This is a genomic window from Sphingobacterium sp. UBA1897, from assembly GCF_002337775.1.
Classification (GTDB): domain Bacteria; phylum Bacteroidota; class Bacteroidia; order Sphingobacteriales; family Sphingobacteriaceae; genus Sphingobacterium; species Sphingobacterium siyangense.
Genome location: NZ_DDGR01000025.1, coordinates 11,876 through 37,971, shown reverse-complemented (window position 1 = coordinate 37,971; position 26,096 = coordinate 11,876). Strand labels below are relative to the sequence as shown.

Here is a 26,096-nt window from a genome sequence, read left to right as displayed (position 1 = left end):
CCACAATAAAAAAAACACGCTGACCATGGGGAGTGCCAGCGTGTTTACTACCTATTGAAAAACGTTAGGAGAACAAGCAAAGGCATAAGATAGTTTTAACAAAATCAAAAAATACCCGCCAAGCCCGTTTTTTATAACATATTGATTTAATACTTATATTTCTCTTTCCATTTGTCCCGTAAACTCTGTCTCAATTTTTCCTCCTGTGAATTTTGCCCAGGCTCATACAATTTGACGCCACTAATTTCTTTGGGCAGAAATTCCTGAACGACAAAGTTTCCCGGATAGGCATGTGCATATTTGTATTCGGCCCCATAATTTAAGTCCTTCATCAATTTGGTCGGCGCATTACGGATATGCAGCGGTACAGACAGATCACCAGTTTGTTTCACCAAGGCCTGCGCTTTATTGATTGCTTCATAGGAAGCGTTGCTTTTAACTGAAGTCGCCAAATAGATAACCGTTTGCGAAAGAATAATACGTGATTCGGGCCACCCAATAACATTGACAGCCTGAAAGCAATTGTTCGCCAACAACAAGGCATTCGGATTGGCATTGCCAATATCTTCAGAAGCTAAAATCAACAACCTCCGTGCAATAAAGGATGGATCCTCCCCGCCTTCGATCATCCGTGCAAGCCAATAGACCGCGGCATTCGGATCAGACCCCCGGATTGATTTAATAAAGGCCGAAATTATATCGTAATGCTGCTCACCCGCTTTATCATAAATGGCCATATTTTGCTGTACCTGCTTCAAAACAAAAGCATTTGTAATTGGCTCTTTGTGCAGTACAGCAGCATTCACAACCAATTCGAGAACATTCAACAATTTACGCGCATCGCCACCAGACAACCGCAACAAGGCCTCATATTCTTCGACAACAATCGCTTGTTTCTGTAAATATTCGTCTTCATGTAATGCTTTTTGAATTAATCCAATCAGATCTTGTTCCGAAAGATGTTCCAATACATACACTTGGCAACGCGAGAGCAATGCGGAGATGACCTCGAACGATGGGTTTTCTGTTGTTGCACCAATCAGTGTCACAAGCCCGCGTTCAACAGCCCCTAAAAGTGAATCTTGCTGCGACTTGGAAAAACGGTGAATCTCATCAATAAATAAAATGGGTTGATCTTGGTTGAAGTTCATCAGCCGTTCGGCTTTTTCGATAACTTCACGAATATCTTTCACCCCTGCCTGAATTGCACTTAATGAAAAGAAAGGCCGGTCGAGCTCTCTTGCGATCAGCAAGGCCAAACTTGTTTTCCCAACCCCGGGAGGTCCCCACAAAATCATGGATGGAATATTTTTTTGCTGGATCGCATGATAGAGTACCGCATCTGGGCCCACAATATTTTGTTGTCCCACATAATCACTCAATTGCCGCGGTCTAAGTCGTTCTGCTAATGGAATTCGTGTCGCCATAACACAAAGTTAAAAATTAAACGGCATAGCAACTAAATATTTTAGCTTTATTCATCCAAACTTTTCGATGAAGACTTCTGCAAAGCGATAAGCATCAAGCTTTCACACGCATAGTTTTGAGGGTCATCATTCGCCGTTCGATATTACTTTAACATTTTTTCACACAATTTTTCGTCATATTTGCGCTATGATATATGTAAATTGCTTTTGGCAGCGCATAACCGACCGTACAGGTTTATCGAATGAAGTAGTAGATTGCTCAAATTGTCCTTTAGCTAAATTTATGTAGACGTTAATAATAACGTAATATTTTATGAGAATGACAAAATACTGGATTGCTATAGTTACCGCTTTGACTGCATTCACGAATATACCAGGTCAGGTAATCGCACAGGATGCCGCCAAAGATTATACGGGCGCAATAAAACAATACGATGCTTCCTTTAAAGGTATCGGTCCAGAGGTCTATTTTTTACCACCTCCAAAAACGGCCAATGAAATACTAGCAGACAATTATGCACACAAGAAGTCTTTCAGCAAAGAAATTGCTAGGCAGCTCCTGCTCCAGCGACTGTTATTGCAACTGCGGAGCACCAATAACGTGGGCCATTTTCAATATTTGATGAACCCCATGCCCACTGCGGCAAATAGCTGGGATAGTGCTATAGAGAGGCAAATAAAAGCTGAAAACTGGATTGCTGGCTATGCGCTTGCCAATGAAGCAGCCCTATTTTCAATTAAAAATAACGATAGCAGCAATGCCTCAAAATTTCTATATCAGGCGCTTTCCTTGGCAAATCGTACCGATAACAGGGATGATATTGCTACCATTAATATGAACATCAGCAATTTCCAGCTGTATCGTGGAGACTTTGTACGTGCTGAAGAGAGCGCACAAAATTATCATACCTATGCCATGAAGAGCAAAAGCTATGCAGACCAAGCCAACGCCTGGCTTCTAATTGCTATGGCACGAGCCGGTCAGGGAAATTATAAAACTGCCGAAAACAATATTATCCGCAGTGCGATCCCTTTACTCAATAAGGCCAAAGCCTATGAGGGGAAGATTTTTGCATGGGAAATGCTTGCTGAAATTTATTTTAAGCAAGATAAATTTACCGAGGCTCAGTGGTTTCTGCTACAGGCTCGCGACTTGGCCAATGCAAAAAAACTATATAGCGAGCTCGCTGAAATCGAATACTTGCTGGCCTCATCCAAGCAAAAAGATGGAAATTATAAGGTGGCGATCAAAGAATTTGTGCAGGCGGCTGAATTGGCTTCAGATGAAAATAATAAACAACTGTCGCTGGCTATATTGGACAAACTTGGTGAAGTATATCTTGTGCTAAAAGATTATCCAGCTGCTGATCAGACCTACAAAGCCTATACGCAGTTGAAAAATGAATTGTACAATTGAAACATTTAAAACAATCTACCCCTTCTAGTGGTCTGTTGAAAGAGCCGTCTACAAAGAGATTTTAAGCTTTTTGTAAATATTGAAGGATAAATCAAATAAATTTTTAGATTCTGCGATAATGTGTTACGAATTTCACTAAATTTAGCACGCTTATCAATAAGAGCTGAATATTTTTTAAATAAAAATGATTATTAAAACCGTCGAAAATATGTTTAGGAAACTCATATTTGCACTTTTTGTTGTATCCATTGTTTCTTGTGGTTCAAAACCACGGGTAGCGCTTCCTGATGATGGAGGGCTTAAACCAAGCACACAACATCAAATTATCGCTAAAGAAGTCTCTGGATTATTGGAAAATGCGAGCTACAAAAAGGTCAAAATGAATGATTCGATATCGGGCATCATATACGATAATCTGATCAAAAGTTTGGATCAAGGAAAAAATTATTTGCTTCAAGCGGATGTTGATGAATTTCAAGCGTACAGAAACAATCTTGCGCAGGATATCAAAAATGGAGATCTTTCTGCGGCATTCCATATTTTTAATGTCTATTCGAAGAGATACCTGGACAGAATGCAATATGCGCTTTCAGAAATTGACAAGAAACAGGATTATACAAAGGATGAGTATTACCAACCTAATCGTGAAAAACTGGGCTGGTTTAAAACGGCAGATGAAGCCAACGACCAATGGCGTAAACGCGTAAAATACGACCTACTGAACTTAGAAACTGCCAGTGGTAAATCGACCGACAGTGCGCGAACCAAACAGGTAGAAACATTAAAAAAACGCTACGTCAATTTGATCTCTCAGGCCAAAAAAACCAACGCAAACGATGCTTTTCAGGTGGTCATGCAAGCATTGACCGATGCTGTTGACCCACATACGTCCTATTTTAACCCATCCTTTGCCCAGGCGTTTAATGAGGGAATGGCCAATACGTTTGAAGGGATCGGTGCAAGATTATCGATCGATAATGAAGCGGTAAGCATCTTTGAAATTATCCCCGGTGGACCAATATTCAAAGACAAGAGCATTCATGTCAATGATAAAATCATCGCTGTAGCCCAAGGAAAAGATGGTGAATTCGAAGACATTATTGGCTGGAGACTTGATGCAGCCGTAGCAAAAATCAAAGGTCCAAAAGGAACCATTGTCCGCCTGAAAATTATACCTGCTGGTCAGCCCATGAACTCTCATCCGCGCATTGTATCTTTAGTACGTGAGAAAATCGTTGTTGAAGAAGAGTCTGCGAAAAAAGAAATTACGAGCGTTAAAGGATCAGACGGAAAAACGTACAAAGTGGGTATCATCAATATTCCGAAGTTCTACATGGATTTTGAAGCTTACAGAAGACGCGATCCAAACTATAAGAGCACAACGAGAGACGTTAGGTTAATCTTAGACACCTTGAAACAGGAAAAAGTAGATGCTGTGGTTATCGATTTACGATTCAATGGTGGCGGTTCCTTACCGGAAGCCATTGATTTAACAGGTTTATTTATCGACAAAGGTCCAGTTGTACAAGTAAGAGACACAAAAAATAACATCGATGTCGAAGAAGATAAAAACGCGGGTGTATCCTGGGATGGTCCATTGGGCATCATGATCAACCGCTTCTCGGCTTCGGCTTCTGAAATCTTTGCTGGAGCGATCCAGGATTATGGAAGAGGTATTATCTTGGGATCTCAAAGTTATGGTAAAGGAACAGTGCAATCGGCAATCGACATGTCACGCGTTATCAGCCCAACCAGCCGCTTATTGCTAAAGGCCTCAGGTGAAAAAGATCCGGACACCCCAGAAGGTGCTCCTCAATATGGACAGATCAATATCACACTAGGTAAATTCTATCGTGTAAACGGTAGCAGTACACAACATAAAGGGGTTACACCAGATATCGTATTCCCTTCACAGTTCTCCGCAGAGAAATTTGGCGAGAGCTCAGAAAAATCAGCGCTTCCTTGGGATCAGATTCAATCGAGCAATTTCAAAAAAGTAGCTGATCTAAGTGCTGTTGACAAAAAATTAGAAGCAATGCATGAGGCACGCATTAAAAACTCATTGGAATATAAGTATCTGAAAGAAGATATTGAAGAAGCTCAAAAAGATGAGGATGTTAAAATTCCATTGGAATTAAACAAATTCAAGAAAGAGAAAGATGACAACCTCAAGAAAAATAGGGACCGCATCAACGCTTTATTGAAATTGCAGGGTAAACCAGCTTGGGAGGAAGGTAAGTCCCAACCTAAAATCGATCTTGACTTTGTGAAAGATGAAAGTGCCAAAGTGATGACCGATTATATCATCAACTTTCAAGCAAAAAAATAGAACGTATACTCTCTCTTAAAAAAGGCAATCGTAATCGCGGTTGCCTTTTTTTTTCTGAAAGTGTCTGATCTTATTGGCCAGAAAGAACCTTCAGTTCGCTTTTATCGCTGTTCGTGCCTTACGAAGTCATGAAGGTTTTATGACCCTCATCACAATAGGGAGAGTTTAACATTAAATTCACGTTTTCTTTGTAACTTATCGCTACATTCATTGTTTTAGTAATATACCGGTACTGCTTAAAGTCCGAATGATTCCCATAGCTCATACGCTAAAGATTTTGCAGGACAGGATGCACCAACCAGGTTATAGAAGTTAAACGTATAAAAAAGAACATCATGAAACGTATCCTCCTGTTAACTGACTTTTCAGAAAATGCTCTTCTGGCAGCACAACAAGTAGCCCTATGTACAGAAGCCTGGAAAACGCAAAAGGTTATTATCTACCATACGTACAACAGTGTTACCATTGTCAATAACGAACCTATTGTCATTGTTAATGATGAGGTAAAAGAGGTTAAAGAGAAAGAACTGACAGCATGGTTTGACCAAATTAGATTATTGTTCCCTCCACAAGTGGAACTAACACATCAGATGGAAGATGTTGATCTGCCATTGGGAGTCAATGACATGTGTAAATCGCACGACATTGACCTTGTCGCATTGGGTATCACCGGACAAACAGGTTTTGCTAAGATCTTGGTCGGAAGTAATGCTATTACACTGATGGACATCTGCATTAAGCCCATGCTTATCGTTTCCCATAAGGTAAATCCTGCCGTCCCCAAAAATGTGTTGGCGACAACCGATCTGAAGGAGGTAGACAGAAAACTGGATTTATTCAATTTAGATCAGGTGTTAGATACGTTCAATGCACAATTGTATGTGTTGAATGTTGCTAAAAAAGAAGGTTCAGCCGCAGACTTGGCACAGGAATTAAAGCACCTCCATGAACGCCTAGATAAATATCATCCGATTTATGACTACATCAGCCATGATGATATTGCACTAGGTATTGAAGAATATGCCAAAGAGAAACATATTGATCTCATACTTTCATTCCATAAAAAGCAAGGACTATTAGCGAGCCTATTCAAAACAAGCATTTCTAAAAAAATAGCCTGGAATGGCGCGGCCAACTTACTGGTTATTCCCATGGATAGATCGTAGAAATCTGTACTTTGTACATATCCACAGCGATGGACTCGTTGTCCAATAGAAACAAATTATACGACAAAAACGCCGCAATGTATGCTAAATTGCGGCGTTTTTGTCGTATCGTTGTTCCTCCGGGAAATCTCTTCCCGAGAAATCTCTTATTTCTTGTCAACCGAATGTTTACCCGGCCCAATAAGGATAAGTCCTAAAAACACAAAGCAAAGCTCAATCGCATGTGATGCACCAGAGATACCATCTCCTTTAGAAAGATGCATTAATCCAGCGATGACCATCGTAAATGCAAGCAATAATGCCGCTGGTCGGAAAAAGAGCCCCAGCAGTAAAAATAGCCCTCCAACAGTTTCGGTCGCAGCTGCCATAAAGCCCCAAAAAGTAGGCATAAAATGAATACCAATATTACCCATTGATTTTCCGACACCTGCCCAGAGCTCAGGACCGCCCTGCAATTTGGGCAGACCATGCATGATCATCATCACCCCAAGTCCAACACGCAAGACCAAAAGTCCCGTATCCTTATATTTACCCAATGAATTCCAAATTGCCATAAAAAACGTTTAATTTATTAAAACTTGAATTACCGATCTCCCTAAATTAATGAAATTATTTAAATTGAACAGCTCACAGTACTCACCATAATAAATAAAGCTATTGCATTTATAATACTTAATGCGTAATTTGATGATTATAGACCCGATTATAATGCTTTGGAACGGCTAAGACAGCGTAAAAGACCTTAGCCACGGATTATGGATCAACAAATAACTAAAGGATGAAAAACCTACTCTTGTTAACAGACTTTTCGGACAATGCCTATGCTGCTGCTCGATATGCCGCACAATTAGCTCCACTTTGGGGCATTGAAAAGGTTGTCCTATACCACACATACGAAGTAATCCCTACCGTAGGTACTGAACCTGTTGTCATCAGCAATTCAGAAATCTTGGAAGAAAAACAAAAGGACCTCAATACCTGGCAACAGGAACTGATGTTGCTTTTTCCTGAGGGCATTGCCTGGAAATCAGTTCTTGAAGAATATGAACTGAGCTATGGCGTAAACCGTACCTGTGCTGAGGAGGACATTGATCTTGTCATCGTCGGAACTGCAGGTAAAAGTGGCCTAAAGAAACTGCTTCTTGGAAGCAATACCCTCAAGCTGATCGAAAATTGTCACACACCATTACTGGTGGTCCCCGCACGAGCAGAATTTCGGGTACCCAAAAAGATGTTGATCGCCACCAATCTCAAAGAGGTAAAACTAAAATTAAACCGTCTTTTGGTTAATGCGTCCGAAGTATTACGGAAAAGTGAGGTCTATGTCGTCCATGTGACTAAAGAAGATCCTGCAAATAAGGCGGTAAATGCCGAAATAAAAACCATGCAGGATTTACTGGCGCCTTATCATCCCATCTATAGTTATATCCTAAACGCAGACATTGCTGCAGGAATCAACCAATACATCAACGAAAATCATATCGACATGATGGTCACTTTCCATCGGGACAAGGGCTTATTAAGTCGAATTTTCAATACGAGCATTGCGCAAAAGATGGCCTGGAAGAGTCAGGCTGCCATGATGGTCATCCCTGTACATTCGGGATAATCAATAAACGGGATAATCAATAAATAAAACAACGAGATTCTGTTCAGCTTCCACTACAAATAGGTTAACTGAACAGAATCAGCTGTAGTCTGCAATTTTACTTTTCGCCCAAATACCAGGGCGTGATTATCATCAATATGCCCGGCAGGATAGCCAAATGCTACCGGAAAATCATATTCTTTAACTATATCCCACACAATTTCCTCCACACGCTGCCCAAAAGCAGGATCATTGTCTTTCATCGCAGAAAAGCCACCTACAATTAGACCATTCAATTTTTTTAATTTCCCCGCGCGTTTCAACGCCCTTAGCATTCTGTCTACGGAGTAATAGGCTTCACCGACATCTTCAATAAATAGAATTTTATTCTTGTAATTGACATCCGAATTAGAAGCAAGTACAGATAGTAAGATTGCTAAATTTCCGCCGACCAATTTTCCTTCGCCTTTACCCGCACGATTGGGGAATAACGTTTGCTCGTAGTCAAAATCCATAGTATGACCAAACAATGCATTTTTTAACGTTTCCAACGATGCTTTTGTGCCCGTTTCAAAAGACTTTGGCATCTGTCCATGTATTGTTGCAATTTTATAGTTCCGTTGAATATGACTATGCAATACGGTAATATCGCTAAAACCCACCAACCATTTGGGATCTTTTTCAAAGCTCGAAAAATCTATCTGATCGACAATACGAACACAACCGTAACCTCCGCGCGCGGCAAAAACCGCTTTAATCGACGGATCATCCAGTGCCCACTGCAGATCGGCAGCGCGTAAATTGTCATCTCCGGCAAACTGATGGAACGATGTCCCAACAGTCTTCCCAACCACAACCTCCAGCCCCCAGTTCTCCAATGTTTTTATGCCAACATCAATAGAGCCACGTATAAAACTCGCAGGACAAACGATAGCTACTTTATCGCCTTCTTTCAGAAAATCAGGTATTTTGGACATCTTTTTTATCGCTAATGATCAAACAAAACCTTCATGGCTTCGAAGACAGCAACAGCTATGCAAGCGAACTGAAGAATCTTTCTGGCCAATAACATCAAACACTTTCAAAAAAAAGGACCGCTACTTTGCAAAGTCCGATTAGAAATATACTTGATATATGGTGCTTATATGTACAAATAAACGTAAATTTATCTAAGTTTTCTACCGCTATGTTGAATAATATTTCTACGATAACAAGCTGTTAAGTGAAAGCGCATTTTAATCAAGTTGAAACAATCGTAGAAATAAGTCAAAACAAGAATTCAAGAATAAATTGTTCGATATGACACGCATTTATATTGCATATAAACAGCAATTTATCTAAGTTTGCCAAAGAAAACAAGTACACACTTTAATATACTTTCAAGCATTGAGTATTCTAGATAAAAAACGTTATACCATCACATCGGCATTACCTTATGCCAATGGTCCTTTACATATTGGACACCTTGCCGGAGCTTATATCCCAGGGGATATCTTTGTCCGCTATTTGCGTCTGAATCAAAAAGATGTAGTCTATGTATGTGGTTCAGATGAGCATGGTGCGGCGATTACCATCCGTGCAAAAAAAGAGGGCATCACCCCGCAACAAATCATTGACAAATACAATAAACAAATCAAAGAAAGCTTTGAGGAGTTTGGTATCTCTTTCGATATCTATCACCGTACGTCGGAGCCCATACACCACCAGTTATCGCAGGATTTCTTCTTGAACCTTTACAACAAAGGCGAATTTGTGGAGAAATTTTCGGAGCAGTACTACGATGAGGAATACCATCAGTTTTTGGCCGATCGTTACATTACGGGAACTTGTCCAAATTGTAAGTCCGAAGGCGCCTATGGTGACCAATGTGAAAAGTGTGGGACATCACTTAGCCCAACAGATTTGATCAACCCGATTTCAACGTTAAGCGGAAAAACGCCAGTTTTGAAAGAAACGAAACATTGGTATCTACCTTTGGATAAATACCAGCCTTGGCTTGAAAAATGGCTGATCGAAGGAAAGAAAAATATCCTGAAGTCCAACGTTTTTGGCCAATGTCAATCTTGGCTTAAATCCGGTTTACAGCCGCGTTCAATGACAAGAGATCTGGATTGGGGCGTCGATGTACCTTTGGCTGAAGCAGCGGGTAAAAAACTATATGTTTGGTTAGATGCACCTATCGGGTATATCTCCGCAACAAAACAGTGGGCTTTAGACCATGGTAAAAACTGGGAAGACTATTGGAAAACCCATGAAAACCCCGCAGACGATTCTACGCTGATCCATTTTATTGGAAAAGATAATATTGTTTTCCACTGCATTATTTTCCCAGCTATTCTTCATGCACACGGCGACTATATTTTACCAGAAAATATTCCCGCCAACGAATTCCTTAACCTGGAGGGCGATAAACTATCTACGTCTAGAAATCATGCGGTATGGTTACATGAATACCTACAGGAATTTCCTGACAAACAGGATGAATTGCGTTATGTATTGACAGCCATATTACCGGAAACTTCGGATGCCGAGTTTACCTGGAAAGATTTCCAAGCTCGGATCAACAATGAGCTCGTTGCTATTTTTGGAAACTTTGTCAACCGTGTCTTGGTACTTTCTCACAAATATTTTGATGGCAAGGTATTGAACGGTTCGCCACTAACAGCTGTAGACCAAGCGGTACTGGATGAATTAAAAACATACCCTACTTCGATCAAATCGTCTTTGGAGCAATTCCGCTTCCGTGAGGCATTGGCAGAATTTATGAATGTAGCTCGTCTGGGCAATAAATACCTTGCCGATGAAGAGCCATGGAAAATCATTAAAACAGATGAGGAACGTGTCAAAACAATCCTAAATGTAGCGGCACAGATCGTTGCCAATCTTGCCGTTCTTGCACAGCCCTTTTTACCGAAAACAGCGATCAAATTATTTGAAATGCTTAATTTTCCACAAGGGAACTGGAACGACGCAGGTTCAGATGCTTTGATCCAAGCTGGACACCAATTGGGTGAAGTGCAATTGTTATTTGACAAAATAACCGATGAACAAGTCGACTTCCAACTAAACAAACTTGCTGAAGCAAAAGCAAAAAATCTAGCTGATAATGCAAAAGTTGCTCCTGCGAAAGAAAACATTAGCTTCGATGATTTTGTTAAAATGGATATCCGCGTTGGAACTATTGCAGCCGCTGAAAAAGTTGCCAAAACCAAGAAATTGTTAAAACTGACGATAGACACTGGCTTAGATACACGCACGGTCGTTTCGGGTATCGCAGAGTTCTTCAGTCCTGAGGAAATCGTAGGCCGTCAGGTATCTATTTTGGTTAACCTTGAACCTCGTGAAATCAAAGGAATTATGTCACAAGGAATGATCCTGATGGCAGAAGATGCTGACGGTCGATTGGATTTTGTCAAACCGGATACAACAATTAAAGTAGGAAGTACGGTACGTTAATATAAAACCGGTATTTCTTTTATACAAAAAGCCTGTTCGTATGAACAGGCTTTTTTTTTCATCTCGACGGGACAAGAACGGTATAAGATTATCCCCTAAAAGAGTATACTCTGCAGTCGTTTTTTAAAGGCCTTCTCATCCATATAGTCATAGACGGTATCTTTCAGCTTCTTTATGATCTCCGCTCTGGATTCCGCAACCACCTTTTTCTTTTTGGTCAGCACATTGGAAAATGCTGTATTGGTAATCTCCACCTTTGTGGCAAACATATTGACATTCATGCTCGGGATAGATACCCCCATTACCAGACCTGGGAGCCCATGGATAAGCTCAGGCCCACCAGAGATTGGTATTTGTCCCGCAAAAAAAGCTACTACATAGACCGAATCTTGAATAATTCCATTGGCTCTCCGACAATCATATCCCGCAATATTTCGGTATTCATCCGTATATTTCCATTTAACCGCAGGCAATGAATCTTTAAGCAAGAGCTGATCATCTCCAAAGGGGAGCAATTTTAAGAATTCCTGATTCTGGAAATTAATGTACGTTTTTGAATCCGGAAGAATAGAATTATAGTGAGTCACATGACGATAATTTGCAGGATAATCTTCCTGCACCGTTTCAAACAGGGTTTCATTATCGTAAAATTTCAGAATATGGTGGGTCACCACCTCTGCAGGCCCATTCTTTACCGCATTGTCGACCATCAGCTTATCCCAGGTATCTAAATCGGGTTTGCTGAGGTAATTACGTTTTAAGAAATTCTGCACATGAAATTTCCGTTCATAAGTCACCGTTCCGCTGCTCGGAAAATACGCATGTTGTGCATGGGCTGCTCCTGAGCTCAGCAATAATACCCAGACCATCAACTTGATATACTTACTCATTTGGCATCTCCTTTCATTGTTGTAAAATTGTAGATTACTTTTAGCATTCCGTAACGACGCAGTACATCGTTGCTGGTCTGGATAAATGAAGTTCCATTTTGATAACGGTACACCCCATTATTTTTGTTTAAAATATCGTTGACAAATACCTGTACTTCCAAAGACTTATCTTTCAATAATTTTTTGGAAACATATCCATTCATATTAATGATATTAATGGATTGCAATGTTTTCGTCGCTGCCTGATAATTCTGGTTTGTCGACAGGGAAATCTTGAAGTCTTTTGGTAAATAATACGTAATCTCCGAGAACGTCCTAAATTTAAAAGTCGTGCGATTTAACTCAGGTTGCAAATAGGAATTCATCTGCTCCACACCAGGGCTCATGGAGATGTAAAAATCCATTTTATTTGCCTTGTACCGACTGAAGCCAAGGCTCGGCGCCACACTCCATGTTTGATTTCTATTGAGCTCAGGATCTTCGTTGTAAGTAGATAAATAGCTAAACTGGCTGTTATACTGCGCGTTCATACCCAAGTTCATTTTTAATCCCCATTTTTTCTTCAATACAAAACTGTATCCTCCACCGCCATACATACGCCAATTGTCTTTATCAATATTCACGTAGGAAATTTGCTGCGTACCTTTATCTAGATCATAGCGTACGCTATTGTTGATACTTTTCTTTCCTTGATCTGCACTGACATAAAAATAAATACTCTGGTCCTTTAACTGCTTGTAGTTGTTGAAATTAATTGAATAGGAGTTGTTAAAGCCCGCTTCCAGATCTGGATTGTCCAAATACTCGACGAGTGGCTGGGCATTTTGTTTCAACGGCTCTATTTGCGTCAACGATGGCTGGCTCGTGCGGCCGCTGTATCGGAAGCTCACATTTTTGCTTTTCGAGATTTTGTAGTTGACGGAAAGGACTGGAGCAACAGAAGTCTGGTTCCGCTGTAGTATTGTATTCAGGTTGTTATAGGTTCTCTTGACCTGCTCAAAATCAACCCTATTGCTCAAATTTACAGTTAATGTGTTGGACTTGTAGTTCAAGGAGGCGTTGACACCATTTTTTAAACTGTTAAAATCAAAATCGTTTAGCAGGTCTTGGTCCAATACCGTATATTTTCCTGTAACCGGATCTCTATCAAATGACTGATTGAGTGTTTCCGATTTATTTTGATTGAATGCATAACCTATTGCAGCAGTCAACCTTTTAGACAAAGGCTCCGAATAGGTTACTGAAGCACCATACGTATTGTTGGCCAACTTATCATTTTTATATTGATCGATCAAGGTTGTATCTCCGGAACTTTGGAAGAAATTTTCCGAAAAATACTGTGTCTTGTTACGATTTTGATCTGTATTCGCATTGACATTGAAAGTAATGGAGCGGCGGTCCTTTTTAAAACGACGTGTAAGCATCGCATTGACATTAAACTTATCCTGATCGTTATTTAAATCTGTCTTGGACGAAGTCCGTGTAATCAATGTGCCATCCAATTTACGCTGGTCTGCTTCGGAATTGGATAAATTGTCGCGGCTAGATTTGGTAAAGCCCATAGTGACAGTCAAGTCTGCGAGCGAATCAAGCTTATAGTCATACCTTAAATTCGCGATATTGGCCTGTGTTTCGGTTTCAGATGCTGTCACATTATTATCGACCTGCGCACGTTCAGGAAGATTGTTCTGCGCATTATAGGTACTTGTATTAGTGACATTGATCTGATTCCGTTTGAAGTTGACATTGATCTTATGCTTATCATCTTTGGATTTGTCGGAATAACTTGCTCCCATGTTCACGGCCTTAGGCACGCCACCACCATAGTAATTACCATCCCATCCACCGTCGGAGCCATCACCACTAGAAGAAATCATGATGCCGCCGCCGTCCATCATCTGTACATTGCTGCTTCCGCCCACACCATATTTTTGGCTATCTTCAAATCCTAATCCGACCATTCCATCATTGGCGAGAATGCCATAAGCTGCAATTTTCTGCGATCCCTTAAACTTATTGAGCATGACTTTTCCGCCATAATATTTATCTGTACCAGCTCCGGCAACAGCTTGGCCGAACATTCCTTTTTTCTTATCTTCTTTGAGCTTAATATCAATTGTCTGCGTTCGTTCGCCATCATCTACTCCGGTACGTACAGCAAGATCTGATTTCTTCTCATACACTTGTACCTTGCTAACCATATCTGACCGAATATTCTTGGTAATCAGGGTTGGATCATCACCAAAAAACTCTTCCCCATCAAGCAATACCTTTTTTACTTCCTTGCCCTGAGCAATGATCTTGCCTGATCCATCCATCGTAATACCCGGCAAGACCTTCAATAGGTCCTCTACTTTAGCATCCTTCTCTACTTTAAAACTACCGGCATCGTATTCGATGGTGTCGCCTTTAATAACCACAGGAATTTTGCCATTCACCTGCACCTCCTCCAATAGTAGCGCTGCTTTGGATAGCTTTACAATACCAATATCTAGATCTTCGGCGGCCACATGGATATCTTTTACCAAGTCAGCATACTGCGGATAGGAAACCACCATTTTATAGGTACCTGTGTCGAGATTCGCAATTTGGAATGTTCCATTTTCCTTCGTCCGACCGAATTTAACCAAAATCGAATCTTTGGGGCTGAGCAGCGCGATTGAAGCTTGATGTAGTTTTGCAAGATCTTTGATATCTGCCACCGATCCCACAAGTTTATGTTGTGCATAGGACTTGGAACTCAGGACTGAAAATAAAAGAAACAAAACTAGGGAATAGGTTAGTTTCATAAATTTCGTTTATATATTGTCGAGGTAAATATATAAATGTTGCTACGGAAAATTCGTAAAATAATGTTAAATAATTATGTAATTAAAAAATGAAACTTACCTCGGTCAAATAAAACACGATAATTCACGCTATACCAATAACTTTACCGCATAAAAAAAGAGGCGTAACTTATTTGTTACGCCTCCAATCTAAATAGAAAAATATATTTTATTTCCTTTAATCTACATTTAGGTTCAATTCTTTTTCCTTATTGATTAAATGGGCAATACTTGTATCATTTAAAATCTGCAACATGGCATTTCTCACCTCGACAAAAGTATCGCGTATGCCACAGGCATGCTCTTGTGTACACTCTTCGCAGGAGCGGTAGAAGTTCAAGCTCACGCATGGCAGCAAGGCTATGGGGCCATCAATCAGGCGCATCACCTGCGATAAAAAAACATCTTCGGGAGCCTTATTGAGGCTATAACCACCTCCAGCACCTTTTTTGCTATACAGAATTCCGGCATTTCGCATTTCAAGTAGAATTTGTTCCAAGAATTTTTTTGGAATATTCTCCTCCTGCGCAATCTTCACGATTTGCATCGGCTCATTACCGTAATTACGACCAAGCACCATCAGTGCCTTTATTGCATATTTTGTCTTTTTGGACAGCATAATTTGTTAACCCCCTGTTGAATTGCAAATTTACGTTTTTTATTCAATAGAATAAAACCTTCATGATTTCACGCATGCAGCAACAGTCTCCTTATTGCCCCAATACCGCCGTGATCGGTTTTCCGATGCTACCATTGGGCTCAGTGATGTGGAGTAGTGAAGAAATTGTCGGTGCAATATCCACAATATGTACCTCCGTATTAGATACACCCGGTTTAATTCCCCAACCCATAAATACCAAAGGAATATGGGAATCATAGCCAGACCAGGTACCATGTGTTGTCCCGGTCGAGCGCGGCGTGCCGTCATACCATTGTGGCTCACAAACGATCTGAATAGCACCACTACGTTTAAAGTTGTAACCGTTGATCATTTTTTCGCGAATAGGCGCCGGGATCATCAGACTTTCCCCTTTTTCCATATCAGCAACATAAGCGACACCTTCTGTATGGCGAAGTTCACGAATGATGGTCTCTTTTATTTTATCACGATCCAAGTTCAAAGAATCAATCAATTGATTATTTAAGTGCACCTGGTAGTTCATCATGCTTTTAACAAGCTTCTCTTGTCCAAATTTCTCTTTAAGGGTTTTGTTAAGTCCTGTGATAATCTGACGGGAATAGAAATAACCACCGTTTCCTTTCATATCCATAAAGAAACGAGAGTTATAAGAAGCGCCATGATCTGCTGTCAGGAAGAACGTGTAGTTACCCTTGCCCACGGTCTTATCGAGGTAGTTGAAGAAATCGGCAAGCTGTTTATCGAGCTGCAGATAGATATCTTCAATCTCCACTGCTGTCAATGAGTAACGGTGTCCAACGTAGTCTGTTGCAGAAAGGCTCACACAAAGGAAGTCGGTATTTTTAGTTGGGTTATTTCCCATCTGCTCATTTTTGATTGCTTCCATAGCCAGATCCAACGTAAACTGATTTCCCATTGGTGTGGTTTTGATCAGCTCATAGCCTTCGTCTTTCATTAGCTTAGAAGTTGCACGCGGCAAAGTCGGTTTTTCTTCACCTGGGTACTTACCTTCGTAGATGTTATCATCTGCAATACTGTTGGCAGCATAGGTGCTGATATCATACATTGGTTTCCAGTCGCCTTTCAGGTATTTTTCAGCCAATTTTTTCTTGTTGAAGTCTACCACCCATTTTGGCAGTTTATCCATATAGAAATTAGAGGTGATCCAATCTCCGGATTTAGCTTCGAACCAATACGCTGCATCGGCAAAATGCCCCGCCGGTAGAATACCGCCGCGGTCTTTGATCGCGATACCGATCACTTTGGATTTAAAGTTAGAAGCGAGCTTCAATTGGTCCGTTACGGTCGATGCAAGTAAATTACGTGGAGACTGCTGTCCCTCCTTGGCTGTAGTACCTACACCAACGACATTATCGTCCTGCGTACAGTACATATTTTTACCCGTCTGTTCTTCAATCCAGTCATTGCCCGCAATACCATGTATGGAAGGAACGGATCCTGTATAGACCGAACTGTGTCCAATAGCGGTGTATGTCGGAATATAATTAATCAATGTATTTTCACAGGAGAATCCTTCTTTCAAAAGTCGTTTGAAACCATCATTTCCATATCGATCTGCAAAACGATATAAATAATCCCAACGCATTTGATCCACCATCAGGCCGACAACCAATTTTGGTCTTTCCGGTTGTTGCGCCATGGACGAAAGCGCCGCTATTCCAAGGACGACACTTAAAAAAAATCTTTTAATCATAATCGTATTAAGTATTGAAATATTAGTTTTTTATTTACTGTATAGTATGCTATCAGACCTTAACAAAAGGAACAATAAACGGAACTTATTGGCAGATCCGTTGTCCTGAGACAGATTACTTCACTTCGCTAAAGTAGGATTTAATCTTTTAAATGTGTCTTTAAAAATTGACCTGTATAAGAATCTTTACAATGAATAAGTTCTTCAGGAAGTCCCGCAAAGACGAGCTTTCCACCTTTATTACCGCCCTCAGGACCAATATCGATGACCCAATCTGCCGATTTGATCATATCCATATTATGCTCGATCACTAATATACTGTTCCCTAAGGCAATCAGTGCATCAAATGATTTCAATAGCTTTTTAATATCCTGAAAGTGTAAGCCTGTTGTTGGTTCATCAAAGATAAAAAGTGTCTTCTTGCTATTATTTCCCTTAATGAGGAAGGAGGCCAGTTTAATCCGCTGTGCTTCACCGCCAGACAATGTACTTGACGATTGCCCGAGCTTAACGTAGCCTAGTCCAACGTCCTGTAAAGGCTGCAATTTCGCTAATATTTTAGGCTGGTCTGCAAAGAATACGATCGCTTCATCAACACTCAGCTCGAGAACATCTGCTACCGACTTGTTCTTATAGTGTACATCAAGCACAAACTGTTTAAATCGCTTGCCCCCACAGGCCTCACATGGCAAAACGATATCGGCCATAAATTGCATTTCAATTTTAACTTCACCTTCACCCTGACAGACATCACAACGTCCACCTTCAACATTAAATGAAAATGCCGCAGGTTTCAGTCCAGCAGCTTTGGCTGCTGCCTGGTTGGCATATAAGGCCCTGATTTCATCCCAGGCTTTCACGTAAGTCACCGGGTTGGATCGCGAAGAACGACCGATCGGGTTTTGATCGACCATTTCAACTTGTTCTATCTGGGTAATATCCCCCTCGATCGCATCATAGACCCCAGTCTGTTCACCAGAGTAATTGCCTATCGACTTCTGCAATGCTGGGTAAAGGATACGTTTGACCAAGGAGGTCTTACCTGATCCTGAAACACCTGTCACCACAGTAAACGTATTCAATGGAAATTGTACATCAATCCCTTTGAGGTTATTCTCATGCGCTCCTTTAATGGTCACACTCTTGGACCATGGGCGGCGCTTTTGGGGTACCTCAATCTGGCTTTTACCACTGAGGTATTGCCCCGTAAGGCTCTTTGTATCTTTCAGAATCTGCTGATATGTACCTGCGAAGACCATTTCGCCGCCATTGATCCCGGCTTCCGGTCCGATATCGATCAGGTAATCAGCCGCCTCCATCATCTCCTGCTCATGCTCGACCACCACAACCGTATTACCAACATCGCGCAGGGATTTCAGCACAGAAATCAGACGCTGTGTATCACGTGGATGAAGTCCAATACTTGGCTCGTCCAACACATAAATAGAGCCTACGAGTGAACTTCCTAATGAAGTTGCCAGATTGATCCGCTGTGATTCCCCTCCAGAAAGGGTATTCGATAGCCGGTTCAAGGTCAGGTAACTTAATCCAACATCGCACAAAAATTGCAACCTATTATTAATTTCGGCAAGAAGTCTTTTGGCAATGACCAGTTCATTACCCACCAGCGGTAGGGTTTTAAAGAATTCCAAGGCTTCTTCAAGCGGCATCAAAACGATATCGGTGATAGACTTGCCCCCTACTTTCACGTAAGTCGCATCTTTGCGTAAACGGGTACCGCGGCAATCCGGGCAATCTGTTTTCCCGCGGTAGCGCGATAACATCACCCGGTATTGAATTTTATAGGTCTGAGCTTCGAGCTCTTCAAAGAATTGGGTAAGACCCGCAAAATATTTATTTCCCGTCCACAGCAGCTCTTTCTGCGCCGCAGTCAGGTCCATGTAGGCACGATGTATGGGAAAATCAAATTTCAGTGAACTTTTAACAAGCACTTGTAGCCACTCCCCCATTTTCTCCCCTCGCCAGGGAGCAATTGCACCATCGTAGACCGAACGGCTTTTGTCTGGAATAACAAGATCAGGGTCAATACCAATGATCTTTCCATAACCTTCACATCGGCGACAGGCACCATACGGATTATTAAAACTGAAGAAATTTGGTGTAGGTTCTTCAAATGTTATTCCATCAAGTTCAAATTTATGGGAGAAATGATGTCTTTGACCATTTTCTTCCATATAGAGCTCCCCCTTACCTTCGAAAAAACCTGTTTGGACAGAGTCAGAAAGTCGATTGACGATATCATCGTCCTGTTCAACACGGACCCGGTCGACGACAATAAGCACTTCACCATCCTGAAGGTCTTTATTGGCGATGGCCTTATCATCGATAATAGCTTCGATTTTCTGCATACTATCCCCAAAGACGACACGCACAAAACCTTTCTGTAACAGGAGCGACAGTTCTTCCTTAAGTTTACGTCCATGAGCAGGAATAAGTGGCGCGAGAAGTGTCACCGTTGTCCCCTCTTCTAAATTCAACGCAAAATCCACCACTGAACTCACACTGTCTTTGGTCACCTCGCGGCCTGATATAGGAGAAATTGTCTTGCCGATCCGGGCATATAACAATTTCAGATAATCATAGATCTCGGTGGATGTCCCCACCGTCGAACGGGGGTTGGACGTAATGACACGTTGCTCAATGGCAATTGCAGGAGCGATACCTTTGATGTAATCCACCTCCGGTTTATTCATCCGTCCCATAAATTGTCTTGCGTACGAAGAAAGACTTTCGACATAACGTCGCTGTCCTTCGGCATAGAGCGTATCAAAAGCTAAGGATGATTTTCCTGAGCCCGACATTCCAGTGATAACAACTAATTTATTTTTAGGGATATCGACGTCAATATTCTTTAAGTTATTAACTCTTGCGCCCTTTATCTGAATATATTCTTTTGGAGTGTGCTCCACCTGTTTACTCATAATAATCCTTATCTCACACAAAGTTACGTATTCTTGGCTGATTATATTCCTTTGAATTAAAAAGCTATTCGGTTTTCTGCCGGATGATACTTACTGTACCGGGGAGGAAAGAACAAAAAAACGTGATATCTCCCTAAGGCACTGCCAAGGGGAGGATTTAAATCATCAAAAAAAGCCCTCGAACAATGTTCGGGGGCTTTTCTTTTATCGCGTTTCGCTATTGACTATTGAAATTTCTTCGCGTTAACTTTACGCTCGTTTTCAGTCAAATAGATTTTACGTAGACGCATTGATTGTGGTGTCACCTCAATATACTCGTCAGCTTGAATATACTCCATACATTCTTCCAATGAGAATTTGATTGCTGGTGCAATACGTACGTTGTCGTCAGAACCAGAAGCACGCATATTTGTCAACTGTTTTCCTTTAGTAACGTTGATCGTTAAATCATTGTCACGGATGTGTTCACCTAGGATTTGTCCTTCATATACATCCACACCTGGATCTACGAAGAAACGACCACGGTCTTGTAACTTATCGATGGAGTATGCTGTTGTTGAACCTGTATCCAAAGAGATCAATACACCAGCCAAACGACCAGGAATTGTACCTTTCCAAGGCTCGTAACCTTTCAAACGGTGTGCCATAACAGCTTCACCAGCTGTTGCTGTCAACACGTTGTTACGTAAACCGATGATACCGCGAGAAGGGATAGAGAACTCAAGATGTTGCATATCTCCTCTAGCTTCCATAATCAACAACTCACCTTTACGTTGGGTCACCAACTCAATTACTTTTCCTGACACATCAGAAGGAACGTCAACAACAAGTTCTTCGATTGGCTCACATTTTTGACCATCAATTTCTTTGATGATAACTTGTGGCTGGCCTACTTGCAATTCATAACCTTCACGACGCATTGTTTCGATCAATACCGACAAGTGAAGGATACCACGTCCGTATACCAACCAAGCATCTGGAGACTCTGTAGGAACGACACGTAGTGCTAAGTTTTTCTCCAACTCTTTTTGTAAACGATCGTAGATGTTACGTGATGTTACCAATTTACCTTCTTTACCGAAGAAAGGAGAGTTATTGATGGTAAACAACATGTTCATTGTTGGTTCATCAATGCTGATAACTTCCAATTGCTCTGGATTTTCAAAATCTGCAATGGTATCACCGATATCGAAACCTTCGATACCTACTACGGCACAGATATCACCTGCATGTACTTCAGGCACTTTGATGCGGCCAAGGCCTTCAAATACCTGTAGTTCTTTTACACGTGATTTCACAACTTTTCCGTCGCGTTTCACCAAAGAAACAGGTTGGTTTTCTTTGATTGTACCACGAGCAACACGACCGATAGCGATACGTCCTACGAACGTCGAATAATCCAATGATGTTACCTGCATTTGCAAAGTACCTTCAGAGACTTCTGGTGCAGGGATATATTTGATGATGGCTTCCAACAAGTCCGTGAAGTCTTCAGTACGATTTTTCCAATCGGTAGACATCCATCCTTGTTTTGAAGAACCGTACAATACTGGGAAGTCCAATTGCTCTTCAGTAGCACCTAAGTTGAAGAATAGGTCAAAAACATGTTCGTATACTTCTTCAGGACGACAGTTTTCTTTATCGACTTTATTGACAACGACGATAGGTTTGATACCTAATCCCAAAGCTTTACCTGTAACGAAACGTGTTTGAGGCATTGGTCCTTCAAAAGCATCTACCAATAGTACTACACCATCGGCCATCTTCAATACACGTTCTACTTCACCACCGAAATCGGCGTGACCTGGGGTATCGATGATGTTGATTTTAACACCTTTATATGTTACTGATACGTTCTTAGATACAATAGTGATCCCGCGTTCACGCTCTAAATCATTATTGTCTAGGATTAATTCACCAGCATTTTCATTTTCTCTGAATTGATTGGTAAAATATAAAATTTTGTCTACAAGCGTAGTTTTACCGTGGTCGACGTGAGCGATGATCGCAATGTTTCTAATGTTTTGCATTGAGCAAGAATATTTTTATAAAATTTTAGGGTGCAAAGATAAACATTTTGCACCATAAAATTTATAACTATGTGTATTTTATTTAATTACACCTAATTCTTTACCTACTTTGGTAAAGGCGGCGATTGCTTTATCCAGGTGAGCGACTTCGTGTCCTGCCGAAATCTGCACACGGATACGAGCTTTTCCCTGAGGTACAACGGGATAGTAAAAACCGATCACATAAATTCCCTCGTCCAACATCTTGGCTGCGAACTCCTGCGCTAATTTCGCGTCATACAGCATCACAGGCACGATTGGATGGAAACCTGGCTTGATATCAAATCCAGCAGCCGTCATTTTTTCACGGAAGTAGATCGTATTGGATTCCAGTTTATCACGCAATGCAGTTGTCTCACTCAGCATGTCCAAGACCGCAACAGAAGCTCCTGCAATTGCGGGTGCTAGGGTATTCGAAAATAAATAAGGACGTGAACGCTGACGTAACAAATCGATGATCTCTTTTTTACCAGAAGTAAAACCACCGGAAGCACCACCTAGCGCCTTACCCAACGTACCTGTAATGATATCTACACGATCAATTACATTGAAAAGCTCGTGCGTACCACGTCCAGTTGCACCGATAAATCCTGTACAATGCGATTCATCGATCATCACGAGCGCCTGGTATTTATCCGCAAGATCACAGATCTGATCCAATGGAGCTACAGATCCATCCATCGAAAATGCGCCATCTGTAACAATGATTTTATGTCGAGCACCGGATGCAGCCTGCAATTGTGCTTCCAAATCAGCCATATCTGCATTTTTATAACGGAAACGTTGTGCTTTACACAAACGAACACCGTCAATGATAGAGGCGTGATTCAATTCGTCTGAAATGATGGCATCTTCGGCACCAAATAATGGCTCAAACACCCCACCGTTAGCGTCGAATGCCGCTGCATATAAAATAGTATCTTCTGTTCCGAGGAACGTAGAAATTTTTGCTTCTAACTCTTTATGCACATCTTGGGTACCACAGATAAAACGTACGGAAGACATTCCATAACCGTGTGTATCAATCGCTTTCTTAGCAGCTTCGATTACTTTTGGGTGCGAAGACAGACCCAAATAATTGTTCGCACAAAAATTGACAACTTCTTGTCCTGTACTCACTTTGATGTCTGCTCCTTGGGGAGTAACGATCACTCGCTCTTGTTTATACAATCCCGCTTCTTTGATTGCTTCCAATTCCTTTTCTAAAACTGGTTGTAATGTATTGTACATAATTCGATTTTATTTTTTTATACAATATTACAGTTTTTTCATTGGAATAAGTTGCTTCACCTTTCGAGACAAGGGCTATTCACGGAGAATTCACCCCAAATCAATGATTTGGTAACATTAAACCGATTGCATAAAATTTCTTTTTTCAATCGATCTACTTTTCCTTTTGCTTTGATCGCGAGCAACTGGGCGGCAAGCCCTAGACATCTTCGTCCTGCAAGCAGGGTGTATGTAAAAATAGAGCGATAGGGGGGCCAATGTGAATTACTCGTAACGAAGCGCATCGACTGGATCCAGTTTAGATGCTTTTGAGGCCGGGTAATAGCCCGATAGCATACCGACGAGTCCACATACCGCAAAACCCAAAATAATCGCTCCCCAAGGTATAATAAAAGATGTGCCGAGCTGCAGCGCCAGAATATTACCAATCAAGATACCAATAAAGATCCCGGCGACACCTCCAATCATACAGATCACAATGGCTTCCATCAGAAATTGTTTACGTATAACACTCGGTGTTGCACCGATTGCCTTACGAATACCGATCTCTCGCGTACGTTCTGTGACCGAAACTAACATGATGTTCATCAATCCGATTGAAGCTCCCACAAGGGTTATAAAAGCGATCACCACTGCACCCAAAGTAACCATAGCCATATTTTGCATCAGCATCTGGGCAACCGCATCTGATTTGGTGATTTCAAAATCATTTGACTGCCGTGATGCCAATCCGCGAATATTTCGAAATACGATGGTAGCTTCGCCGATTGCGGCTTCCAATCGCATGGGGTCATTGGAAGAAACAGTGATCACATAGGAAGGCTCGGTACCTTGCATCACTGCCCGGGCCTTGATCAGGGGAATAAAGCAGGCTCTGTCCCCACCCATCCCGGCAGAGGAACCTTTACTTTTTAAGACTCCTATCACCAAATAGCGGATATTGTTAACCGTAATAAACTGTCCTATTGGATCAATAATTTCGTTGAATAGCATTTTACTCACTTCACTACCGATGATGATCACGCCACTACCTGTTTCAACCTCCCGCGTAGAAAAATTACGGCCTTCGCTGACAACATACCCTGATGTCTGCAGATAATTTTCATCTGTCCCGATCAGGCCGATATTGGGGTTTGTCTTTTTGGATTGATATTTTGCGGTCGTATTCCAACTCACATTGGCACTGATTGATGTCAACGCATTAAAGTGAAAATCCTGTCTGAACCTTGCAGACTGTGCGTAGGTAATATTAGCAAAGACTTTTGAGCGAGTCCCTTCATTACCGATCCGAACATTCAATCCCCTGTTGCGTATGTTGAAGGAATTGGATCCCATCGACGAAAAGGAATCTGTCAGCGAGTTTTTCATGGCATCAATCGAGGTCAATACTCCTATTAATGCCATCATCCCTATGGCAATGATCAGTGCTGTTAAAAATGTCCGCAGCTTATTCCCTACAATGGACTGTAGTGCAAGCTTGACATTTTCAACATAAGACATTTTTACGGCCATAGAGCTGGTATTTATAATTTGTAGGGATGAAAATACTGTAATTCCAGCACAAAACCAAAAAGGCAATTTACTTCCTAGAAATAAATTGCCTTTTTGGTGGAATCTGACCTATCCATGCAAGCGGATTATTTTGATTTTGCAGCCATTTTCTATCTTAATTAATTCTTTTCCATGTCTCGGTGCGTCCAAGCAAGCTCACACCCACATAACCTCTGATATCAAGCTTATCGCCTTTTAAGGTCATCTTGCAGCTATACGTTTTGCCCGACTTCGGATCATAGATCTTTCCGTCAACATACGTATTGCCATCTTTATCAAAATTGGTCAAGATTTCTAGCCCTTGTACATTTCTACTCTGCAGTGCTTTATCTGGATTTTTTATATCTTTCTTCGGCTGACCGGCTTCATTATTTGGAAATTTCAGCCAATAGAGCTTACCGAAAAACTTATCGCCTTTCTTGTAAATTTCAACGCGGCCTTCGCCGCTTGGGTTTTCCCACTTTCCGATGATGGGATCTGTTTGCGCAAATAATGCTACTGTAATCAGCAGCATTATGAATGACATCATAATTTTCTTCATGGGTCTATTATTTTATGAACTTAATTCTTTCAATTTTCCCTGCTATTGGTGATCCGATCGCTTGTTTAAATGACTATCACCTGTTTAAATGACTTAAGTACGTCTTTCAATTCTTTTCCACCATCGGCAACCGTCATACATGACACGCATAATCGTTGATGACCATACGGCTATAGCATGCATAGCTTCTGAATAAATATACAAAATATTTACTATGCTTGCATATATTTTTTATTCCAGTATTGCTATTTATCAAACAGCTCCCGCTTACTAATACCAGTTAACGGTCCATCCATCCATCCATCCAT

At 41.2% G+C, this 26,096-nt stretch carries 17 protein-coding genes; 5 read left to right on the top strand and 12 right to left on the bottom strand.

The genetic code is table 11. From position 1 onward, the window contains the following. Positions 1–146: 146 nt before the first annotated feature. Positions 147–1,427, bottom strand: coding sequence for a replication-associated recombination protein A (locus tag B4N43_RS16010; protein ID WP_286735563.1), 1,281 nt, complete (start codon positions 1,425–1,427; stop codon positions 147–149). Positions 1,428–1,740: 313 nt separating this feature from the next. Between B4N43_RS16010 and B4N43_RS16005 the strand changes: the two genes are divergently transcribed. From B4N43_RS16005 to B4N43_RS15995, 3 genes are all read left to right on the top strand, one after another. Further along, positions 1,741–2,844, top strand: a complete 1,104-nt coding sequence (locus B4N43_RS16005; RefSeq protein WP_286735562.1) for a tetratricopeptide repeat protein — start codon at positions 1,741–1,743, stop codon at positions 2,842–2,844. Between the two features lie 208 nt (positions 2,845–3,052). After that, the gene (locus B4N43_RS16000; protein WP_286735561.1) at positions 3,053–5,173 is read left to right on the top strand and encodes a carboxy terminal-processing peptidase; all 2,121 of its coding nucleotides are present in this window, start codon (positions 3,053–3,055) and stop codon (positions 5,171–5,173) included. Positions 5,174–5,508: 335 nt separating this feature from the next. Further along, the gene (locus tag B4N43_RS15995) at positions 5,509–6,339 is read left to right on the top strand and encodes a universal stress protein (protein ID WP_286735560.1); all 831 of its coding nucleotides are present in this window, start codon (positions 5,509–5,511) and stop codon (positions 6,337–6,339) included. A 146-nt stretch (positions 6,340–6,485) separates the two neighbouring features. On the opposite strand, the gene B4N43_RS15990 is transcribed toward B4N43_RS15995, so the two are convergent. Then, a complete protein-coding gene (locus B4N43_RS15990; protein WP_070565871.1) occupies positions 6,486–6,893 on the bottom strand; it encodes a DoxX family protein in 408 nt (135 codons plus the stop codon). Between the two features lie 224 nt (positions 6,894–7,117). Here B4N43_RS15990 and B4N43_RS15985 point away from each other — a divergent pair, with 224 nt between their 5' ends. Continuing rightward, positions 7,118–7,948 (top strand): universal stress protein, encoded by an 831-nt coding sequence (locus tag B4N43_RS15985; RefSeq protein WP_075990521.1) that lies wholly within the window; start codon positions 7,118–7,120, stop codon positions 7,946–7,948. Positions 7,949–8,001: 53 nt separating this feature from the next. On the opposite strand, the gene B4N43_RS15980 is transcribed toward B4N43_RS15985, so the two are convergent. Beyond that, entirely contained in the window at positions 8,002–8,904 is a 903-nt protein-coding gene (locus B4N43_RS15980) for a S66 peptidase family protein (RefSeq protein WP_286735559.1), read from the bottom strand. A gap of 409 nt (positions 8,905–9,313) precedes the next feature. On the opposite strand from B4N43_RS15980, the gene metG reads away from it, so the two are divergent. Next, entirely contained in the window at positions 9,314–11,383 is a 2,070-nt protein-coding gene (metG, locus tag B4N43_RS15975) for a methionine--tRNA ligase (RefSeq protein ID WP_286735558.1), read from the top strand. A gap of 95 nt (positions 11,384–11,478) precedes the next feature. Here the strand turns inward: metG and B4N43_RS15970 are convergent, their stop codons facing one another. The 9 genes from B4N43_RS15970 to B4N43_RS15930 all read right to left on the bottom strand — a co-directional run bounded on the left by B4N43_RS15970 (position 11,479) and on the right by B4N43_RS15930 (position 25,788). Next, positions 11,479–12,273, bottom strand: a complete 795-nt coding sequence (locus B4N43_RS15970; protein WP_286735557.1) for a GLPGLI family protein — start codon at positions 12,271–12,273, stop codon at positions 11,479–11,481. Then, positions 12,270–15,062, bottom strand: coding sequence for an outer membrane beta-barrel protein (locus B4N43_RS15965; protein WP_286735556.1), 2,793 nt, complete (start codon positions 15,060–15,062; stop codon positions 12,270–12,272). Before B4N43_RS15965 ends, B4N43_RS15970 begins: the two co-directional genes overlap by 4 nt. Before the next feature lie 217 nt (positions 15,063–15,279). Beyond that, complete coding sequence (locus tag B4N43_RS15960) at positions 15,280–15,720, bottom strand: RrF2 family transcriptional regulator (protein WP_046673766.1); 441 nt, start codon at positions 15,718–15,720, stop codon at positions 15,280–15,282. A 91-nt stretch (positions 15,721–15,811) separates the two neighbouring features. Further along, complete coding sequence (gene pafA, locus B4N43_RS15955) at positions 15,812–17,455, bottom strand: alkaline phosphatase PafA (protein WP_248932776.1); 1,644 nt, start codon at positions 17,453–17,455, stop codon at positions 15,812–15,814. 140 nt (positions 17,456–17,595) lie between these two features. Next, complete coding sequence (gene uvrA / locus B4N43_RS15950; protein WP_286735555.1) at positions 17,596–20,397, bottom strand: excinuclease ABC subunit UvrA; 2,802 nt, start codon at positions 20,395–20,397, stop codon at positions 17,596–17,598. A gap of 224 nt (positions 20,398–20,621) precedes the next feature. Next, positions 20,622–22,427 carry a translational GTPase TypA gene (gene typA / locus B4N43_RS15945; RefSeq protein WP_286735554.1) on the bottom strand — a complete coding sequence of 602 codons (1,806 nt, stop codon included), beginning with the start codon at positions 22,425–22,427 and terminating at the stop codon, positions 20,622–20,624. Between the two features lie 78 nt (positions 22,428–22,505). Continuing rightward, entirely contained in the window at positions 22,506–23,696 is a 1,191-nt protein-coding gene (kbl, locus tag B4N43_RS15940; RefSeq protein WP_075990514.1) for a glycine C-acetyltransferase, read from the bottom strand. Positions 23,697–23,960: 264 nt separating this feature from the next. Continuing rightward, positions 23,961–25,208 (bottom strand): ABC transporter permease, encoded by a 1,248-nt coding sequence (locus B4N43_RS15935; RefSeq protein ID WP_088159803.1) that lies wholly within the window; start codon positions 25,206–25,208, stop codon positions 23,961–23,963. Between the two features lie 154 nt (positions 25,209–25,362). After that, on the bottom strand, positions 25,363–25,788 hold the full coding sequence (locus tag B4N43_RS15930) for a DUF2147 domain-containing protein (RefSeq protein WP_286735553.1): 426 nt from the start codon (positions 25,786–25,788) through the stop codon (positions 25,363–25,365). Positions 25,789–26,096: the final 308 nt, after the last annotated feature.

Bases quoted from the DNA above. Each gene is read 5' to 3' on its own strand.
- B4N43_RS16010 (WP_286735563.1), bottom strand. From the start codon at position 1,427: ATGGCGACACGAATTCCATTAGCAGAACGACTTAGACCGCGGCAATTG.
- B4N43_RS16005 (WP_286735562.1), top strand. From the start codon at position 1,741: ATGAGAATGACAAAATACTGGATTGCTATAGTTACCGCTTTGACTGCA.
- B4N43_RS16000 (WP_286735561.1), top strand. From the start codon at position 3,053: ATGTTTAGGAAACTCATATTTGCACTTTTTGTTGTATCCATTGTTTCT.
- B4N43_RS15995 (WP_286735560.1), top strand. From the start codon at position 5,509: ATGAAACGTATCCTCCTGTTAACTGACTTTTCAGAAAATGCTCTTCTG.
- B4N43_RS15990 (WP_070565871.1), bottom strand. From the start codon at position 6,893: ATGGCAATTTGGAATTCATTGGGTAAATATAAGGATACGGGACTTTTG.
- B4N43_RS15985 (WP_075990521.1), top strand. From the start codon at position 7,118: ATGAAAAACCTACTCTTGTTAACAGACTTTTCGGACAATGCCTATGCT.
- B4N43_RS15980 (WP_286735559.1), bottom strand. From the start codon at position 8,904: ATGTCCAAAATACCTGATTTTCTGAAAGAAGGCGATAAAGTAGCTATC.
- B4N43_RS15970 (WP_286735557.1), bottom strand. From the start codon at position 12,273: ATGAGTAAGTATATCAAGTTGATGGTCTGGGTATTATTGCTGAGCTCA.
- B4N43_RS15965 (WP_286735556.1), bottom strand. From the start codon at position 15,062: ATGAAACTAACCTATTCCCTAGTTTTGTTTCTTTTATTTTCAGTCCTG.
- B4N43_RS15960 (WP_046673766.1), bottom strand. From the start codon at position 15,720: ATGCTGTCCAAAAAGACAAAATATGCAATAAAGGCACTGATGGTGCTT.
- pafA (WP_248932776.1), bottom strand. From the start codon at position 17,455: ATGATTAAAAGATTTTTTTTAAGTGTCGTCCTTGGAATAGCGGCGCTT.
- uvrA (WP_286735555.1), bottom strand. From the start codon at position 20,397: ATGAGTAAACAGGTGGAGCACACTCCAAAAGAATATATTCAGATAAAG.
- typA (WP_286735554.1), bottom strand. From the start codon at position 22,427: ATGCAAAACATTAGAAACATTGCGATCATCGCTCACGTCGACCACGGT.
- kbl (WP_075990514.1), bottom strand. From the start codon at position 23,696: ATGTACAATACATTACAACCAGTTTTAGAAAAGGAATTGGAAGCAATC.
- B4N43_RS15935 (WP_088159803.1), bottom strand. From the start codon at position 25,208: ATGGCCGTAAAAATGTCTTATGTTGAAAATGTCAAGCTTGCACTACAG.
- B4N43_RS15930 (WP_286735553.1), bottom strand. From the start codon at position 25,788: ATGAAGAAAATTATGATGTCATTCATAATGCTGCTGATTACAGTAGCA.